Below are 17,155 nucleotides of genomic sequence, written 5' to 3' on the forward strand. Positions count from 1 at the left end.
CTCCCCCTCGAGGGGCAAGATCGACAAGTGGCACGCTTCTCGCTTCATCTCTCTTGTCGGAGACGAAAGCTGTAAAATAGAGCCGGTGCCACAATTGATCTACCCCTTTGAGGGGCAGATGTCCGGTAGCGCAGAGGGGGGTAAACGCCACTTGCTCACGGGGCAAACCCATGCCCGTTGAAACGAAAACCACCTGTCCCTATTGCGGTGTCGGCTGCGGTGTCATCGCCACCGTTGCCGATGACGGCACCGTTTCCGTCAAAGGCGATCCGGACCACCCCGCCAATTTCGGTCGACTTTGCTCCAAAGGTTCAGCTCTGGCCGAAACCATCGACCTCGACGGACGGCTGCTCCATCCCGAAATCCACGGAAAGCGGGTGGCATGGGACGAAGCGCTTCAACTCGTTGCTTCAAGATTTTCCGAGGCCATTTCCGAGCACGGCCCGGATTCGGTTGCCTTTTACGTTTCCGGCCAGTTGCTGACGGAGGATTATTACCTCGCCAACAAGCTGATGAAAGGTTTCATCGGATCGGCCAATATCGATACGAATTCACGGCTTTGCATGTCGTCTTCGGTCGCCGGCCATCGCCGCGCCTTCGGGGCCGATACGGTGCCTGGCACCTATGAGGATATGGAGCTTGCCGATCTGGTAATCCTCACCGGATCCAATCTCGCCTGGTGTCATCCCGTCCTCTATCAACGGCTTGCTGCCGCAAAGGCGGCGCGGCCGGACATGAAGGTGGTGGTCATCGATCCGCGCCGGACGATGAGCGCCGATATTGCCGATATGCACCTCGCCATCCGCCCGGATGGAGATGTGGCGCTGTTTACCGGTCTTCTGGCCCATCTTTCCGGCAGTTCCGCGTTCGATAACGCTTATGTTGGAAACCACACAGTAGGCCTCGATGCCGCGATGCAGGCAGCGACCGGGCACAGCCTGCCGGAGATTGCCGACAAGACCGGTCTGACAATCGCGGAACTGATTTCCTTTTACGAATTGTTCGAACGCACGCAAAAAACCGTCACCTGCTACAGTCAGGGCGTCAACCAGTCGCAAAGCGGCACCGACAAGGTCAACGCCATCATCAATTGCCATCTCGCCACAGGCCGCATCGGCCGGCCGGGCATGGGGCCGTTTTCGCTGACCGGCCAGCCCAACGCCATGGGCGGACGCGAGGTGGGCGGGCTTGCCAATATGCTGGCGGCCCATATGGCGATCGAGAACGCTGAAGACCGCGACCGCGTGCAGCGCTTCTGGGCCTCGCCGGCGATTGCGCAGAAGCCTGGCCTCAAGGCCGTGGATATGTTCGGGGCGGTTGCCGATGGCCGCATCAAGGCGCTGTGGATCATGGCCACCAACCCCGTCGTTTCCATGCCGGATGCCGGTGCCGTCGAGGCGGCGATCAAGGCCTGTCCCTTTGTCGTGGTGTCCGATGTCATCGCCAATACCGATACCGCCCGCCACGCCCATGTGCTGTTGCCATCGCTCGGCTGGGGTGAAAAAGACGGCACGGTCACCAATTCCGAACGACGTATTTCCCGCCAGCGCGGTTTTCTTGACGCGCCCGGCGAAGCAAAGGCCGACTGGTGGCAATTCGCCGAAGTTGGACGGCGCATGGGTTTTGACGCCGCCTTCGGCTACCGGCAACCTTCTGAGGTTTTCGCCGAGCATGCCGCTCTCTCCGGCTTCGAGAACGCCGGAAGCCGCGATTTCGATATCGGCGGGATCGACCGTGATTCCTACGATACGATGACACCGTTTCAATGGCCAAAAGCCGAACCCGGTGAAGCCGCCACGACCCGCTTTTTCGCGGATGGCCGCTTTTTCCATGCGGATGGCAAGGCCCGCTTCATCGCCACGGCACTGCCGGAGACCGGCAGGACATCGGCGGACTACCCGCTGACGCTGAATACTGGCCGTATCCGCGACCAATGGCACACCATGACCCGCACCGGCAAAAGCGCGCGGCTTACCGCCCATATCGCCGAACCCTTTGCCGAACTTCACCCGCGCGATGCACAGTTGCTGGGCATCGACAGCGCCGATCTGGTGGAGATTGAAAGCCCGCACGGCAAGGTCCTGCTGCGGGCTCTGGTCAGCGAGAGGCAGGCACGGGGAGCTGTGTTTGCGCCGATGCACTGGAACGACCAGTTCGCCTCGCAGGCCCGCATCGATATGCTCGTGCCAGCGGTCACGGACCCGCATTCCGGCCAGCCCGCTTCGAAGAATGTCGGCGTGAGTGCACGACGTTTTGTGGCGAAAGCCTATGGATTTGCGATCTCCCGCACCCGGCCTGATGCGCCGGGCTGCGCCTATTGGGCAGTTGCGAAGGCGGATGGCGGCTACCGCATGGAGCTTGCCTTCGAGGAACAGCCGCAGGACTGGACGCTCTGGGCGCGACAGGTTTTCGGCATCGATATCAGGGTTGAGCCTCTGGGTTACAGTGACCGGCAGACGGGCGATCTGCGGCTTGCTTTCTTCGACGGTGGTACCTTGCTGGCAGCGCTGTTCGTCGCCAGAGAGCCGGTGGCCGTTGCCCGCAACTGGGCGATTTCACAGCTGAACGAACGCCATGAGGATTTGCGCATGCGTTTTGCCCTGGTCGCCGGGCGTCCCGGCGCCGGCCGCGCCGATCCGGGGGCGACGGTCTGCTCCTGCTTCAATGTCGGGGTCAACCAGATCACGGCCGCCATCCGCAATGGCTGCCACAGCGTCGAAGCCATAGGTGCTGCGTTGAATGCCGGAACCAATTGCGGCTCCTGCCGCGCCGAGATCAGGGGGATCATCGATGGATGTCTTAAAACCGCAGCGGAATGAACCGAACCGCATGGAGAAGCTCGCCAAGTTGCCGGTCTTCTGGGGGCTTGAGGGCAAGCGCGTGGTGCTGGCGGGCGGATCGGATGGGGCCGCATGGAAAGCGGAGCTACTGCTTGCCTGCGGGGCGGAACTTCACCTCTATTGCGAGGAAAGCGAGCTTTCGGAATGCTTTAAGGCGCTCGTCTCGACAAGCCAGATGCTGACATGGCATGACCGTTCCTGGGGTCCGGATAGTTTCAAAGGCGCGGAACTGGCGCTGGCGGATTGTGAAACCGACGAAGAGGCGGGACGATTTTACAATGCCGCGCGCTCAGCCGGCGTGCCTGTCAATGTCATCGACAAGCCGGAATTCTGCCAGTTCCAGTTTGGCTCCATCGTCAATCGTTCGCCGGTGGTGGTGTCGATCTCCACCGATGGCGCCGCACCCATTCTGGCGCAGGCCATTCGCCGGCGCATCGAGACTTTGCTGCCGCTCGCTCTCAAGGATTGGGGCGCGCTTGCCCAGACCATCCGAGAGCGGGTCAATATACGCCTCGCGCCCGGCCCGGCGCGGCGTTCATTCTGGGAGAAATTTGTCGACCGGGCGTTTACCGAAAGGCTGGATGAGGGCAGCGAAGAAAGGCTGCTGACAGACATCGGCACGCAGGCAGGTCGGAAAGGATCGGCACGCGGCCTTGTGACGCTGGTCGGTGCCGGACCGGGCGATGCCGAGCTGCTGACGCTCAAAGCGGTACGCGCCTTGCAGGCGGCGGATGTCATTCTGTTTGACGATCTCGTTTCATCCGAGGTGCTGGAACTGGCGCGGCGGGAGGCGAAGCGCATGCTGGTTGGCAAACGCGGCGGCCGGGAAAGCTGCAAGCAGGAAGATATTAACGACATGATGATCCGCCTTGCCAAGGCCGGCAAAAGGGTAGTGCGGCTGAAATCCGGCGATCCGATGATTTTCGGACGCGCCGGCGAGGAGATCGCAGCGCTGGAGGCTGAAAACATCCCGGTCGAAATCGTACCCGGCATCACCGCGGCAAGCGCCATGGCTTCGCGGCTCGGCGTTTCCCTCACCCACCGCGATCACGCCCAGTCGGTCCGCTTCGTCACCGGGCACTCCAGACAGGGCAAGCTGCCGGAGAATATAGACTGGCAGTCCCTGTCGAACCCTTCCGTGACCACGGTTTTTTACATGGGCGGGCGAACCGCTGCCAGCATCGAGGAAGCCCTTCTGGCGCATGGCATGCCGGCCTCGACGCCCGTCGCCATCATGATTTCCGTCAGCCGCGAAAATGAGCAGCGCTGGTGCGGTTCGCTCGTGCAACTGGCTGCGGCGGTTGAGCGAATGGGCGTGAACGAGCCTATATTGATCGGCATCGGTGATGCGTTTGGTGCTGCAATCTCTGCGTTTTCCGAGATCGGCCTGCCGAAGCCGGTCCCGATGTCAATTCAGAAAGCCGGCTAATAATCTTGCTGGTTCGTGCGGATACGTTTTTCGCGTACCTCCGCAAGTGGACCTGATCGGCGCCACAAAACCGTCCCTTGACATTGGTTTTTCGTTCGCTCTTCAATAAAACGAAAAAATTGAAAGAGGAGGGAGGGTGAAATGATGCTCACACCGCGTCAGGATGAAATCGTTGCGCTGGCGAAAGCAAGCGGGCGTGTGCTGGTGGACGAGCTGGCCACGCGGTTTTCGGTAACGCCACAGACGATCCGCAAGGACCTCAACGATCTCTGCGATACGCGGGTGCTGACGCGCATCCATGGCGGCGCACTTTTTCCGAGCGGCAACGAAAACGTCAAATACGAGGCACGCCGTGCGATCGCCTCCTCCGAAAAGCAGGCGATCGGCGCCGCTGCCGCTGCCCTCATCCCCAACAACTCCTCGCTTTTCATCAATATAGGTACGACGACCGAGGCGGTGGGCGAAGCGCTGGCGGATCATCACGAGCTGATGGTCATCACCAACAATATTAATGTTGCCAACAGGTTACGGGTTTTTCCGGGCATCGAGGTGGTGATCGCTGGCGGCGTCGTGCGCGGTTCCGATGGCGGCATCGTTGGTGAGGCCGCAGTGGATTTTATCCGCCAGTTCAAGGTCGATTTCGCCGTCATCGGCGTTTCTGCGATTGATGAAGACGGCGCTTTGCTGGATTTCGACTTTCGCGAGGTCAAGGTTGCCCAGGCGATCATGTCCAACGCTCGCCACGTCATTCTTGTATCGGATTCACTGAAATTCGAGCGGACGGCGCCGGTGCGCATCGGCCATCTTTCACAGGTGCACACCTTCATTACCGATCATTGTCCGGTCGATTCGATCCGATCCATCTGTGCCGATCATGACGTCAGGTTGATTGAAACCGAGGTTGGGGAGCCTTGATCCGAACCGCCCTGGAATTTCGTTTGACATTCGTTTTGTCTTCAAATTAGATGTCCGTGCTTTCAATATATCGATGAGGAGAGCGTCGATGAAAGCGCGGGAGGGTCCATGTCTGACGAGGCAATCCACGATGTTTTCGTGATCGGCGGCGGCATCAACGGCTGCGGCATCGCGCGTGACGCTGTCGGCAGGGGTTATTCCGTTGCGCTTGCGGAAATGAACGATTTTGCCTCCGGCACCTCTTCGGCCGCCACAAAGCTCATTCATGGCGGTTTGCGTTATCTCGAACATTACGAATTTCGTCTGGTGCGAGAAGCGCTGATGGAGCGCGAGGTGTTGTGGGCCATGGCGCCGCACATCATCTGGCCTATGCGCTTTGTTCTGCCATTCCAGAAGGGCGGCGTGCGCCCGGCCTGGCTCGTGCGTCTCGGGCTTTTTCTTTATGACCATCTCGGCGGCCGCAAGCTTTTGCCCGCCACCCGCTCGCTCGATCTGCGCCGTGATCCCGCAGGGAAACCGCTGAAGCCGATTTTTGCCCGGGCTTTCGAATATTCTGACGGCTGGGTGGACGATGCCCGTCTTGTGGTGCTGAATGCCCGCGATGCCGCCGATCGCGGTGCCTTGATCCTCAACCGCACGCAGGTCGTTTCGGCACGGCGCGAAGGCGCCTTCTGGCGGGTCGAAACTAAAAATGGTGCCGGAGAAACCGCGACCTACCGGGCGCGCATGCTGGTAAATGCGGCAGGTCCCTGGGTGGACAAGGTTCTGGCTGCGACATTCGGTAAAAACAATGTCCACAATGTCCGCCTCGTGCAGGGCAGCCACATCATCGTGCGCAAGAAGTTTTCCGATCCGCGCGCCTATTTTTTCCAGAACCCGGACGGGCGCATCATCTTCGCCATCCCGTATGAGCAGGATTTTACCCTGATCGGCACGACGGATCGCGACTATACCGCCGACCCCCGGGCTGTTAAGATCAGCGACGAGGAGATCAGCTATCTTTGCAACGCGGCGAGCGAATATTTCGCTGAACCGGTGACGTCGGCCGATATCGTCTGGACCTATTCCGGCGTGCGGCCGCTGTTTGACGACGGCGCATCGAAAGCGCAGGAGGCAACCCGCGATTATGTGCTGAAAACCGAAGGAGCTGAAGGCGAAGCGCCGCTTCTCAATATCTTCGGTGGCAAGCTCACCACCTATCGGCGGCTTGCCGAACATGCTCTTGAAAAAATCGGTGATGCGCTGGGTGAAAAGGGCTCGCCGTGGACGGCAGGTTCACATTTGCCGGGCGGAAATTTCGGTGCCGAGGCTTATGCGGGAGAGGTCACGGCCCTGCGGTCGCGTTATCCTTTCCTCGATGAGAGGCATGCGAAGCGGCTCATCCGCTGCTACGGAACGGACGCCGCGTCGATTATTGGCAATGCCGGGGACATGGCAGGGCTGGGACGGCATTTCGGCGGCACGCTTTATGAGGCCGAGGTGCGCTGGCTGATGGCCCGGGAATGGGCGCTGACGGCGGAGGATATTCTGTGGCGCCGCACCAAGCAGGGGCTTTTCTTTACCCAAGAAGAGGTGCGCGGGCTGGAGGATTATATCGATGACATTGCAGGTGGACGCTTGAAGGCAATCTGACGATCCGAATCAAAAAGCGGAGGAGGCTTTGGATCACCATGCTTGAATTGCGAAACGTCTCGAAGATGGCCGGCGGTGAATATCATATTCACCCGACCGATCTGACGTTGCAGCGCGGAAGCCTGAACGTCCTGCTTGGACCGACACTTTCGGGCAAGACGACACTCATGCGGCTGATGGCCGGGCTGGACAAGCCAAGTGGCGGTACGATTCTCTTTAATGGGGAGGACGTGACGGGCTGGCCGGTTCAGAAGCGCAACGTCGCCATGGTCTATCAGCAGTTCATCAATTATCCGGCGCTCAGCGTTTATGAAAACATCGCCTCGCCGATGCGCGTTGCCGGCAAGGACAAGGCAACGATCGACAGGGAGGTGAGGAAGGCCGCCGAGCTTCTGAGGCTGACGCCCTATCTCGATCGTACGCCTCTCAACCTCTCCGGTGGCCAGCAACAACGCACGGCACTTGCCCGCGCCATCGTCAAAAACGCCAATCTGGTGCTCCTCGACGAGCCGCTCGCAAATCTCGATTACAAGCTGCGTGAGGAGTTGCGTGAGGAATTGCCGCGCATCTTTGCCGAATCCGGTGCGATCTTTGTTTACGCCACGACGGAACCCTCCGAAGCTCTGCTGCTTGGTGGCAATACCGCGACGCTTAACGAGGGCAAGGTAACGCAATTCAGCCGCACGATCGAAGTTTACAGGCGTCCGGTGGATATAGTAACCGCGAAAATATTTGCCGATCCGCCACTCAACACCATCGAGGTCATCAAGACGGGCGGCGCCTTCACGCGCGCCGACCATGCGGTTGTGCCGGTGCCGGCGCATCTTGCTGCCATGCCTGACGGTCCAGTGACCATTGCCTTCCAGCCACATCATCTTTTCCCCCAGCAAAAGGGACAGGCGGCGCAATCCATCCGGGCGCGGACACTGATCTCGGAGATCGCCGGATCGGAAAGCTTCGTACATGTGGAATTTTCTGGCCAGCGTTGGGTGATGCTGGCGCAGGGCATTCACGACATCGAGCCGGACACGGAGATCGAACTGTTTCTCGATACGCGGCACCTGATGGCTTTCGATACACACGGCCACGCCATCGGCGAAGCGGCTTAAGGGGAGATCGATCATGGCACGCATCACGCTCGATCATATCCGCCACGCTTACAACGCCAAGGCGCAGGCGGCAGGTGATTATGCCCTGAAGGAAGTTCATCACGAATGGGAGGATGGCGGTGCCTATGCGCTGCTTGGCCCTTCCGGCTGCGGCAAGACCACGTTGCTCAACATCATTTCCGGCTTGCTGCGCCCCTCGGAAGGTCGCATCGCCTTTGACGGAACGGATGTCACCGATCTTTCCACCGAAGATCGCAACATCGCCCAGGTATTCCAGTTCCCGGTCGTTTACGACACGATGACAGTCTATGACAATCTGGCTTTTCCGCTGCGCAACCGGCAAGTGCCGGAAGCCGAAGTCGACCGCCGTGTGCGGGAAATTCTCGAGATGACCGATCTTTCCGGCATGGCCAAACGCCACGCGCGCGGACTTACGGCGGACCAGAAGCAGAAAATTTCGCTGGCGCGCGGGTTGGTGCGATCCGACGTCAATGCCATCCTCTTCGACGAGCCGCTGACGGTGATCGATCCGCATATGAAATGGGTGCTGCGCTCACAGTTGAAGCGCCTCCACCGCCAGTCCGGTTTCACCATGGTCTACGTCACGCACGACCAGACCGAAGCGCTGACTTTCGCCGACAAGGTGGTGGTCATGTATGACGGACAGATCGTCCAGATCGGCACACCCGCCGAGCTTTTCGAACGCCCGGGACATACGTTCGTCGGTTACTTCATCGGTTCGCCCGGCATGAATGTGATGCCTGCCAGCATCGATGGCGCAACGGCGGTTGTCGGCGGCCTTGGCGTTCCGCTTGCCGGCGTGCCGGTGGTGGATGGATCGAAGCGGATCGAAATCGGCATCCGCCCGGAATTCGTTCGGCTGGAGCGGGGTGGCATGCCCATCACCGTTGACAAGGTCGAGGATATCGGCCGGCAAAAGATCGTTCGCGCCCGGTTCGCCGGCCAAAAGCTTGCGATTGTCGTTCCGGAGGAGGAGGACATTCCGGCAGAAGCGGGTGTTCGCTTCGATCCGGCCGCTATCGGTGTCTTTGCCGATTCCTGGCGTGTGAAGATGGGGGCCTGACCATGGAAAAGACCTGGAACAACAAAGCGTGGTTCATGGTGCTGCCGGTTCTGGTGCTGGTCGCCTTTTCCGCCGTCATCCCGCTGATGACGGTCGTGAACTATTCGGTGCAGGATACCTTCGGCAACAACCAATTCTTCTGGGCGGGAACCCAATGGTTTCAGGAAATTCTTGGCTCCGACCGTTTCTGGAACGCGCTCGGACGCAATCTGGTATTTTCCGGCATCATTTTGGCGATTGAAATTCCGCTCGGCATATTCATCGCGCTCAAGATGCCCAAATCCGGCATCGGCGTGCCGGTCTGCCTCGTCACCATGGCGCTGCCGCTTTTGGTGCCATGGAATGTGGTAGGCACGATCTGGCAGGTGTTCGGTCGCAGCGATATCGGGTTGCTGGGTTATTACGCCAATCAGCTTGGGCTTGATTACAACTACGTCAACGATCCCGTCGACGCATGGATCACCGTCGTCATCATGGATGTGTGGCACTGGACAAGCCTCGTCGTCCTCCTGTGCTACGCCAGCCTCGTCTCCATTCCGGATGCCTATTATCAGGCAGCAAGGATCGATGGCGCATCGCGTTTTGCGGTTTTCCGGTTCATTCAGTTGCCGAAGATGAAGCGGGTGCTGCTGATCGCATTCCTGCTGCGCTTCATGGACAGCTTCATGATCTACACCGAGCCTTTCGTCGTCACCGGCGGCGGCCCCGGAAATTCCACCACCTTCCTGTCCATCGATCTCGTCAAGGTAGCGCTCGGCCAGTTCGATCTGGGTCCCGCGGCCGCCATGTCGCTGATCTACTTCCTCATCATCCTGCTGTTGTCCTGGGTGTTCTACACCGTGATGACCAGCCACGACGCGGAGACTTGAGACATGAGCGCCTCTGATGTCACCACAAGCGTGGAACTCAACGGTATCGGCAATCCACCGGTAAGAGCCAGTTCGGCAAGAATATCAGGCCTTGCTGCGAATTCACGATCGCGCCGCCGCCATGGGCCATCGCGCTTTTCCTGGCTGGTGCCGACGATCTACATCATCCTGCTGCTCGTGCCGATCTACTGGCTTATCAATATGAGCTTCAAGACGAACACAGAAATCGTCTCGTCGATGACGCTTTATCCGCACCAGCCGACGTTGCAGAATTATCGGACGATCTTCACGGATTCATCCTGGTATTCGGGTTACATCAACTCGATCATCTACGTCGTCATGAATATGGTGATCTCGGTCTCGGCGGCCCTCCCGGCGGCCTATGCCTTCTCGCGTTACCGCTTCCTGGGCGACAAGCACCTGTTCTTCTGGCTTTTGACCAACCGCATGGCGCCACCTGCCGTCTTCGCGCTGCCCTTCTTCCAGCTCTATTCCGCTTTCGGGCTGATCGACACGCATATTGCCGTGGCGCTGGCGCATTGCCTGTTCAACGTGCCGCTGGCGGTGTGGATTCTCGAAGGTTTCATGTCGGGTGTGCCGAAGGAAATCGACGAGACCGCCTATATTGACGGCTATTCCTTCCCGAAATTCTTCGTGAAGATTTTCATGCCGCTCATTGCCTCCGGCATCGGTGTCGCCTGTTTCTTCAGCTTCATGTTCTCGTGGGTCGAGCTTCTGATCGCCCGCACGCTGACGACGACCGACGCCAAGCCGATTGCCGCGACCATGACGAGAACCGTTTCTGCCGCCGGCATGGACTGGGGCCTGCTTGCCGCCGCCGGCGTGCTGACACTCATACCCGGTGCGCTGGTGATCTGGTTTGTTCGCAATTACATCGCCAAGGGCTTTGCGCTGGGGAGGGTTTGACATGACGAAGATGCCCGATTTCACCTGGATGGCATGGACCTGGCAGACGGCCGCGTTTTTCGGTGCCATCGCCGTGTTGCTGGTTGGGATGTGGTTCTGGGAACAGCTCTCGCCCGGCGGCAACCCCCGCTTCGGCCTGCTGCGTTTCGAGACAACGCGTGGCGACAGGTTGTTCATTTCGCTGCTCGGCAGCGCTTTCATTCATCTTGCATGGCTCGGGCTGATCGGCCCGAACCTGTGGTGGGCTCTCGCTCTGTCGGCGGTTTACGCAATTGGCGTTTTCCGTTTCGTCTAGAGCAGGAAGAACGGTGCGGCGGAGGAAAACCGCACCCGGCAGACTTCGTGCAATCGCAACCCTTGGGAGGACTGATATGCGACGGCATCTGATGACGACGACGGCAGCCATGCTGCTGGCAATGACAGGTTCCGCTTTCGCCGGAATGGAGGAGGCAAAGCAATTTCTGGACAAGGAAATCGGCGATATGTCGTCGCTTTCGCGTGCAGATCAGGAAAAGGAACTGCAATGGTTTATCGATGCCGCAAAACCTTTTGCTGGCATGGACATCAAGGTCGTTTCCGAATCCCTGACAACACATGAATATGAATCGAAGGTCCTGGCACCGGCGTTTACCGCTATTACCGGCATCAAGGTCGCGCACGACATCATCCAGGAAGGTGACGTCGTCGAAAAGATTCAGACCCAGATGCAGACCGGCCAGAACCTCTATGACGGCTGGGTGAATGACAGCGACCTCATCGGCACGCATTGGCGTTACCAGCAGGTCCGCAACCTCACGGATTTCATGGCCAATGAGGGCAAGGACGTCACCAATCCCGGCCTAGATCTCAAGGACTTCATCGGCAGCGCCTTTACGACGGCACCGGACAAGAAGCTCTACCAACTTCCCGACCAGCAATTCGCGAACCTGTACTGGTTCCGCTACGACTGGTTCAATGACGACAAGAACAAGGCCGATTTCAAGGCCAAATACGGCTACGACCTTGGTGTGCCCGTAAACTGGTCCGCCTATGAGGATATTGCCGAATTCTTCACCGGCCGTGATGTCGGCGGCAAGAAGGTCTTCGGCCATATGGACTATGGCAAGAAGGACCCGTCGCTTGGCTGGCGCTTCACCGATGCCTGGCTTTCCATGGCCGGCAACGGCGACAAGGGCCTGCCAAACGGCCTGCCTGTCGATGAATGGGGCATCAAGGTCAACGACAAGTCGCAGCCGGTCGGCTCGTGCGTGGCACGCGGCGGCGATACCAACGGTCCGGCGTCGGTCTATTCCATCGAGAAATATCTCGAATGGCTGAAGAAATTTGCGCCGCCAGAAGCGCAGGGCATGACCTTCTCCGAATCCGGTCCGGTGCCGGCGCAGGGTAACATTGCCCAGCAGATCTTTTGGTACACGGCCTTCACTGCCGATATGGCCAAGCCCGGCCTGCCTGTCGTGAACGAGGACGGTTCGCCGAAATGGCGCGTCGCACCTTCCCCGCATGGCGTCTACTGGAAGGACGGCATGAAGCTCGGTTATCAGGACGTGGGTTCGTGGACGCTGATGAAATCCACCCCTGACGATCGCGCCAAGGCCGCATGGCTTTACGCGCAGTTCGTAACTTCCAAGACCGTGGATGTGAAGAAGAGCCATGTTGGTCTGACCTTCATTCGCGATACCACCATCCATCACAAGAGCTTCACGGACCGGGCCGCCAAGCTTGGTGGTCTGATCGAGTTCTATCGCTCGCCCGCTCGCGTGCAATGGTCGCCAACCGGCACCAACGTGCCTGACTATCCGAAGCTGGCACAGCTCTGGTGGCAGGCAATTGGCGATGCATCTTCGGGTGCCAAAACCGCTCAAGCCGCAATGGACTCGCTCTGCGCCGAGCAGGAAAAAGTCATGGCCCGTATCGAGCGCGCCGGTGTGCAGGGCGATATCGGCCCAAAACTGGCGGAAGAACACGATATCGACTACTGGAACAAGGACGCCGTTTCGAAGGGCAATCTGGCACCGCAGCTGAAGATTGCCAACGAAAAGGAAAAGCCGGTCACCGTCAATTACGACGAGCTGGTCAAAAGCTGGCAGAAGTAATGTCTGCGTGAAATCTTAAACCGGGGCGGCTTTGCCGCCCCGTCATTGCGTTTGAAAGGGAGTGACATAATGGGCGGTTATATTCTGGCGATCGATCAGGGGACGACATCGACAAGGTCGATGGTCTTTGATCGCGACATGCGGGTCATCGGTGTCGGCCAGCGAGAATTTCCGCAGCATTTCCCGGCCTCCGGCTGGGTCGAACACGATGCCGAGGATATTTGGAAAAGCGTGCTTGAAACAATCCGGCTGGCGCTTGCCGATGCCGGTATCTCCGCTTCCGATATCGAGGCGATCGGTATCACCAATCAGCGCGAAACGACCGTGCTGTGGGACCGTAATACGGGTGAGGCCGTGCATCGGGCCGTTGTCTGGCAGGATCGCCGTGCTGCACCAATTTGCGAGGATTTGAAACGAAGGGGGCTGGAGCCGCTCTTTTCGAAAAAGACCGGTCTGCTGCTCGACCCCTACTTTTCCGGCACGAAGCTGAAATGGCTTCTCGACAGCGTCAGCGGCCTTCGCGAAAAAGCCGTGAAGGGCGAAATCTGCTTCGGCACGGTCGACAGTTTCCTGATCTATCGCCTCACCGGCGGTCGCCGCCATGTGACCGACGCTACCAATGCCTCGCGAACGCTGATCTACAATATAGAGGACAATGCCTGGGATGACGAATTGCTGTCCATCCTCGACATTCCCCGCGCCATGCTGCCGGAGGTGCTTGATTGCGCCGCCGATTTCGGCGTAACGGACAAGGCGCTTCTGGGCGCGGAAATTCCGATCCTCGGCGTCGCCGGTGATCAGCAGGCTGCCGTTATCGGTAACGCTTGCTTCGAACCCGGCATGATGAAATCGACCTATGGCACCGGCTGCTTTGCGCTTCTCAATACCGGCACCGACCGGGTCGCCTCGACAAACCGGCTGCTGACGACCATTGCCTATCGCCTCGATGGCGTGACGACCTATGCGCTTGAAGGCTCGATCTTTATTGCCGGCGCTGCCGTGCAATGGCTGCGCGATGAGCTCGGTTTCATATCGGTCGCGTCTGAAGTCAGCGCGCTTGCCGAAAAGGCTGATCCCAAGCAGCGGGTTTATCTCGTGCCGGCCTTCACCGGCCTTGGCGCGCCCTATTGGGATGCCGAAGCGCGGGGCGCGATTTTCGGCCTGACGCGTGGCACCGGCCCTGCGGAGTTTGCCCGTGCGGCTCTCGAAAGTGTCGCCTATCAGACCTTCGATCTTCTGGACGCCATGCGCAACGACTGGGCGGGCGACAATGGCAAGACGGTGCTCCGGGTCGATGGCGGCATGGTTGCCTCGGATTGGACCATGCAGCGGCTGGCGGACATTCTCGCTGCACCAGTCGACCGGCCGGTATTCCTGGAAACCACCATTCTCGGTGCGGCATGGCTCGCAGCATCGCGCGCCGGCATCTGGCCGGACCGGGAGGCCTTTGCCGCCCATTGGAAACGGGATCGCCGTTTTCTGCCAGATATGGATGAGACGGAGCGTAAGAGCGCCATCGCGGGGTGGCGTGATAGTGTTGGCCGCTGCCTCTCGAAACGGGAAGATTGACGCAAGCAAGCGTCTTTTTTACGCAAAACTGCCCGGTGCGATGCTCTTGCTGGATACCAGATCGGAAAGGGCGCGCACCAGTTTTGTGTCCGCGCCCTTACTTGGCTGAAGCACGAATTCCACGTCTTCGAGCGCCGGCAGCACATCGGCCTCAATCTCCCTGAGGCCGGCTGGCGCCATGCTGCGCGGTTGCACGAGGATCCCCATGCCTGCCCTTGCGGCAGCGGTCAGTCCGCTAAGGCTGCCACAGGTGCAGACGATCCGCCACGCGAGACCTGCCCGATCCAGCGCTTCCTGTGCCGCCTTTCGAGTAATGCTTGGCGGCGGAAAGGCGATCAACGGCAGGGCGTCCGGTTGGCTCAGCATTCGCTCCGGGTCACGCGCGAGCCATACCAGAGGTTCGCGGTACAGGAAGTGGCCGAGCTTATCACCGAGTCGACGTTTCGCGAGCACGACGTCCAACTCGCCATTATCCTGCATCTGGTAAAGCACGCCGCTCAGCGACACCGTCAGCTCCAGATCGACCAAGGGATAGAGGCGGATGAATTCTTCCAGGATGGCGGTGAGCCGGCTGGCGACGAAATCCTCGGAAACGCCGAGCCTTAAGCGCCCGCGCAGGCGGTTTTCGCTGAACAGTGATGAAACCCTGCTGTCGATCTCCAGCATATTGCGGGCATAACCGAGCAGCGCCTCGCCTTCGCCCGTCAGCTTCACCTGATGGGTGCTGCGCGCAATCAACCGACGGCCAAGTGCCGCCTCAAGCCGCTGAATATGCTGGCTGACGGTGGATTGGCCGATGCCCAGCCGCTCGGCAGCCAGCGTGAAGCTGCCGGTTTGCTGAAGCATCACGAAGCTGGCAAGATGTTGAAGGTTCAGCATTTATCTCATATCGTGATAACTGTTAGTCTTTGCATCCGAATTCATGATGAGCGATAGTATGGGATATTTCAAGCAAAACCGATGTCGGAAAGACCTCCCATGACCCGCTTCCTGCCTGACCGTTTCACCATGATGCTGGTGGCCACCGTGATCCTGGCTTCCCTTTTGCCGATCAGCGGACAGCCAGCGGTGTATTTCGGGCTTGCCACGAAACTGGCAATCGCATTGCTGTTTTTTCTCCACGGCGCGCGGCTGTCGCGGGATGTGGTGATTGCGGGTATCTTGCACTGGCGCCTGCACATGGCGATCCTTCTCGTCACCTTCGGCCTTTTCCCATTGCTGGGCGTGGCGATCGGTTTCATTCCCGAGAGCATTCTGCCGGCACCGCTTTATATGGGTGTGCTGTTTCTCTGCGTCCTGCCGTCGACGGTGCAATCGTCCATCGCCTTCACATCCATGGCAGGCGGAAACGTGCCTGCCGCGATCTGTTCAGCCTCCGCCTCGAATATTTTCGGCATGGTGCTGACGCCGCTGCTGGTCGGGCTGCTGTTCACGGTCGGTGGCCATGGTGGTGGATTTTCGCTGGATGCGTTCCTGCAAATCTTCCTGCAACTGCTCTTGCCCTTCATCGCCGGCCAGGTGCTGCAGCCGTGGATCGGTGACTGGATCAGGGCACGCAAGAAATTGCTGTCGCCGGTCGATCGCGGTTCCATCCTGATGGTGGTCTATCTTGCTTTCTCCGAAGCAGTTATCGAAGGCATATGGCAGACGTTTTCCGTTCGCGATATCGGCGTTGTCATCGGCATCAATATCGTTCTTCTGGCGCTTGTTCTCTGCGTGACGATGTTCGGCAGCCGGGCGCTCGGTTTCGACAAGGCGGATGAAATCACCATCACCTTCTGCGGGTCGAAGAAGAGCCTTGCCAGCGGCGTGCCCATGGCAGGAGCGATCTTCGCCGGCCAGAGCATCGGCGCAATCGTATTGCCAATCATGCTCTTCCATCAGATTCAGCTGATGGTCTGCGCAGTGCTGGCCCAGCGTTATGCCCGCAAGGCCCATGAAAAAGCTGCGATAACGGAAACTGTCGCTGCGGAAGGTGCGGCAGTATCCACCCGCTGAGGGCTGAATTTTCGGCAAACAAAAACGGCCCCTTAACGGGGCCGTTGGTTTGACATCCGGATCGGCTTAGTTGACCTGGGCCGGCGTGATCTGTGCTTCGATCGTCTTCGGCGCATCTGCGCTGTCGGAGGAGATCGCGATACGGCGCGGTTTCATGGCTTCCGGAATATTGCGGACGAGATCGATGTGAAGCAGGCCATTCTTCAGGGAAGCGGTCTGGACTTCGACATGATCGGCCATCTGGAAGCGGCGTTCGAAAGCGCGCGTGGCAATGCCGCGATACAGGAACTCGCCTTCAGACGACTTCTCATCTGCAGCCTTCTCGGCTTTCACCGTCAGCGTATTGGCACGGGATTCTATGCTGAGTTCCGTTTCATCGAAACCGGCAACCGCCATGGTTATACGATAGGCGTTTTCACCCGTCCGCTCGATGTTATAGGGCGGATAGGACTGGGCCTGTTCGGGCTGGCCGAGGCCGTCGAGCATCGAAAAAAGACGGTCGAAACCGACGGTGGAGCGATAGAGGGGGGAAAAATCGACGTGACGCATGGTGTCCTCCTTATGAAGCGACTGTTTGCGGTTGATCCGGCGTCCCGTTCTGGCGACGGCCGGACATATGGCGCGGCCCCGTTCTGGCGGCCGCATGAATGAGATGGGAATGGCTTGGCGCTCCGTCAAGGGGGCGCTTTA

14 protein-coding genes are annotated in these 17,155 nt (G+C 59.3%); 12 read left to right on the forward strand and 2 right to left on the reverse strand.

Translation table 11 applies throughout. The features are described from left to right. Positions 1-170: 170 nt before the first annotated feature. The 11 genes from ACQZ63_RS06885 to glpK all read left to right on the forward strand — a co-directional run bounded on the left by ACQZ63_RS06885 (position 171) and on the right by glpK (position 14,467). On the forward strand, positions 171-2,819 hold the full coding sequence (locus ACQZ63_RS06885) for a nitrate reductase (protein ID WP_111789618.1): 2,649 nt from the start codon (positions 171-173) through the stop codon (positions 2,817-2,819). Further along, positions 2,791-4,269, forward strand: coding sequence for a siroheme synthase CysG (gene cysG, locus ACQZ63_RS06890; protein ID WP_162695638.1), 1,479 nt, complete (start codon positions 2,791-2,793; stop codon positions 4,267-4,269). The genes ACQZ63_RS06885 and cysG overlap by 29 nt, the downstream gene beginning before the upstream one ends. A 141-nt stretch (positions 4,270-4,410) precedes the next feature. Further along, positions 4,411-5,184, forward strand: a complete 774-nt coding sequence (locus ACQZ63_RS06895; protein WP_003511588.1) for a DeoR/GlpR family DNA-binding transcription regulator — start codon at positions 4,411-4,413, stop codon at positions 5,182-5,184. Between the two features lie 108 nt (positions 5,185-5,292). Continuing rightward, the gene (locus ACQZ63_RS06900; RefSeq protein WP_019564992.1) at positions 5,293-6,816 is read left to right on the forward strand and encodes a glycerol-3-phosphate dehydrogenase; all 1,524 of its coding nucleotides are present in this window, start codon (positions 5,293-5,295) and stop codon (positions 6,814-6,816) included. Positions 6,817-6,854: 38 nt separating this feature from the next. Beyond that, positions 6,855-7,925: an ABC transporter ATP-binding protein gene (locus ACQZ63_RS06905; protein WP_013761937.1), complete on the forward strand. Its 1,071-nt coding sequence runs from the start codon at positions 6,855-6,857 to the stop codon at positions 7,923-7,925. A gap of 13 nt (positions 7,926-7,938) precedes the next feature. Next, positions 7,939-9,009: an ABC transporter ATP-binding protein gene (locus ACQZ63_RS06910; protein ID WP_013761936.1), complete on the forward strand. Its 1,071-nt coding sequence runs from the start codon at positions 7,939-7,941 to the stop codon at positions 9,007-9,009. Between the two features lie 2 nt (positions 9,010-9,011). Further along, on the forward strand, positions 9,012-9,878 hold the full coding sequence (locus tag ACQZ63_RS06915; protein ID WP_003511582.1) for a carbohydrate ABC transporter permease: 867 nt from the start codon (positions 9,012-9,014) through the stop codon (positions 9,876-9,878). A 3-nt stretch (positions 9,879-9,881) separates the two neighbouring features. Then, complete coding sequence (locus ACQZ63_RS06920; protein ID WP_003511581.1) at positions 9,882-10,805, forward strand: carbohydrate ABC transporter permease; 924 nt, start codon at positions 9,882-9,884, stop codon at positions 10,803-10,805. Position 10,806: 1 nt separating this feature from the next. Beyond that, entirely contained in the window at positions 10,807-11,100 is a 294-nt protein-coding gene (locus ACQZ63_RS06925) for a DUF2160 domain-containing protein (protein WP_013761935.1), read from the forward strand. 76 nt (positions 11,101-11,176) lie between these two features. Further along, complete coding sequence (locus ACQZ63_RS06930; RefSeq protein WP_113555456.1) at positions 11,177-12,898, forward strand: ABC transporter substrate-binding protein; 1,722 nt, start codon at positions 11,177-11,179, stop codon at positions 12,896-12,898. Positions 12,899-12,967: 69 nt separating this feature from the next. After that, entirely contained in the window at positions 12,968-14,467 is a 1,500-nt protein-coding gene (glpK, locus tag ACQZ63_RS06935; RefSeq protein WP_003511578.1) for a glycerol kinase GlpK, read from the forward strand. Between the two features lie 18 nt (positions 14,468-14,485). On the opposite strand, the gene ACQZ63_RS06940 is transcribed toward glpK, so the two are convergent. Then, positions 14,486-15,346: a LysR substrate-binding domain-containing protein gene (locus tag ACQZ63_RS06940; protein ID WP_065704488.1), complete on the reverse strand. Its 861-nt coding sequence runs from the start codon at positions 15,344-15,346 to the stop codon at positions 14,486-14,488. Positions 15,347-15,445: 99 nt separating this feature from the next. On the opposite strand from ACQZ63_RS06940, the gene ACQZ63_RS06945 reads away from it, so the two are divergent. Then, entirely contained in the window at positions 15,446-16,465 is a 1,020-nt protein-coding gene (locus tag ACQZ63_RS06945; RefSeq protein WP_025595317.1) for a bile acid:sodium symporter family protein, read from the forward strand. Positions 16,466-16,531: 66 nt separating this feature from the next. Here the strand turns inward: ACQZ63_RS06945 and hspL are convergent, their stop codons facing one another. Continuing rightward, positions 16,532-17,014 (reverse strand): heat shock protein HspL, encoded by a 483-nt coding sequence (hspL, locus tag ACQZ63_RS06950; protein ID WP_019564988.1) that lies wholly within the window; start codon positions 17,012-17,014, stop codon positions 16,532-16,534. Positions 17,015-17,155 lie beyond the last annotated feature (141 nt).

The organism is Agrobacterium sp. CG160-95 (genome assembly GCF_053521725.1).

What these genes read in the sequence shown, in the direction of transcription:
- cysG (WP_162695638.1), top strand. Translation starts at nt 2,791, where the DNA reads ATGGATGTCTTAAAACCGCAGCGGAATGAACCGAACCGCATGGAGAAG.
- hspL (WP_019564988.1), bottom strand. Translation starts at nt 17,014, where the DNA reads ATGCGTCACGTCGATTTTTCCCCCCTCTATCGCTCCACCGTCGGTTTC.
- ACQZ63_RS06885 (WP_111789618.1), top strand. Translation starts at nt 171, where the DNA reads ATGCCCGTTGAAACGAAAACCACCTGTCCCTATTGCGGTGTCGGCTGC.
- ACQZ63_RS06915 (WP_003511582.1), top strand. Translation starts at nt 9,012, where the DNA reads ATGGAAAAGACCTGGAACAACAAAGCGTGGTTCATGGTGCTGCCGGTT.
- ACQZ63_RS06945 (WP_025595317.1), top strand. Translation starts at nt 15,446, where the DNA reads ATGACCCGCTTCCTGCCTGACCGTTTCACCATGATGCTGGTGGCCACC.
- ACQZ63_RS06905 (WP_013761937.1), top strand. Translation starts at nt 6,855, where the DNA reads ATGCTTGAATTGCGAAACGTCTCGAAGATGGCCGGCGGTGAATATCAT.
- ACQZ63_RS06930 (WP_113555456.1), top strand. Translation starts at nt 11,177, where the DNA reads ATGCGACGGCATCTGATGACGACGACGGCAGCCATGCTGCTGGCAATG.
- ACQZ63_RS06910 (WP_013761936.1), top strand. Translation starts at nt 7,939, where the DNA reads ATGGCACGCATCACGCTCGATCATATCCGCCACGCTTACAACGCCAAG.
- ACQZ63_RS06900 (WP_019564992.1), top strand. Translation starts at nt 5,293, where the DNA reads ATGTCTGACGAGGCAATCCACGATGTTTTCGTGATCGGCGGCGGCATC.
- ACQZ63_RS06940 (WP_065704488.1), bottom strand. Translation starts at nt 15,346, where the DNA reads ATGCTGAACCTTCAACATCTTGCCAGCTTCGTGATGCTTCAGCAAACC.
- ACQZ63_RS06920 (WP_003511581.1), top strand. Translation starts at nt 9,882, where the DNA reads ATGAGCGCCTCTGATGTCACCACAAGCGTGGAACTCAACGGTATCGGC.
- ACQZ63_RS06925 (WP_013761935.1), top strand. Translation starts at nt 10,807, where the DNA reads ATGACGAAGATGCCCGATTTCACCTGGATGGCATGGACCTGGCAGACG.
- glpK (WP_003511578.1), top strand. Translation starts at nt 12,968, where the DNA reads ATGGGCGGTTATATTCTGGCGATCGATCAGGGGACGACATCGACAAGG.
- ACQZ63_RS06895 (WP_003511588.1), top strand. Translation starts at nt 4,411, where the DNA reads ATGATGCTCACACCGCGTCAGGATGAAATCGTTGCGCTGGCGAAAGCA.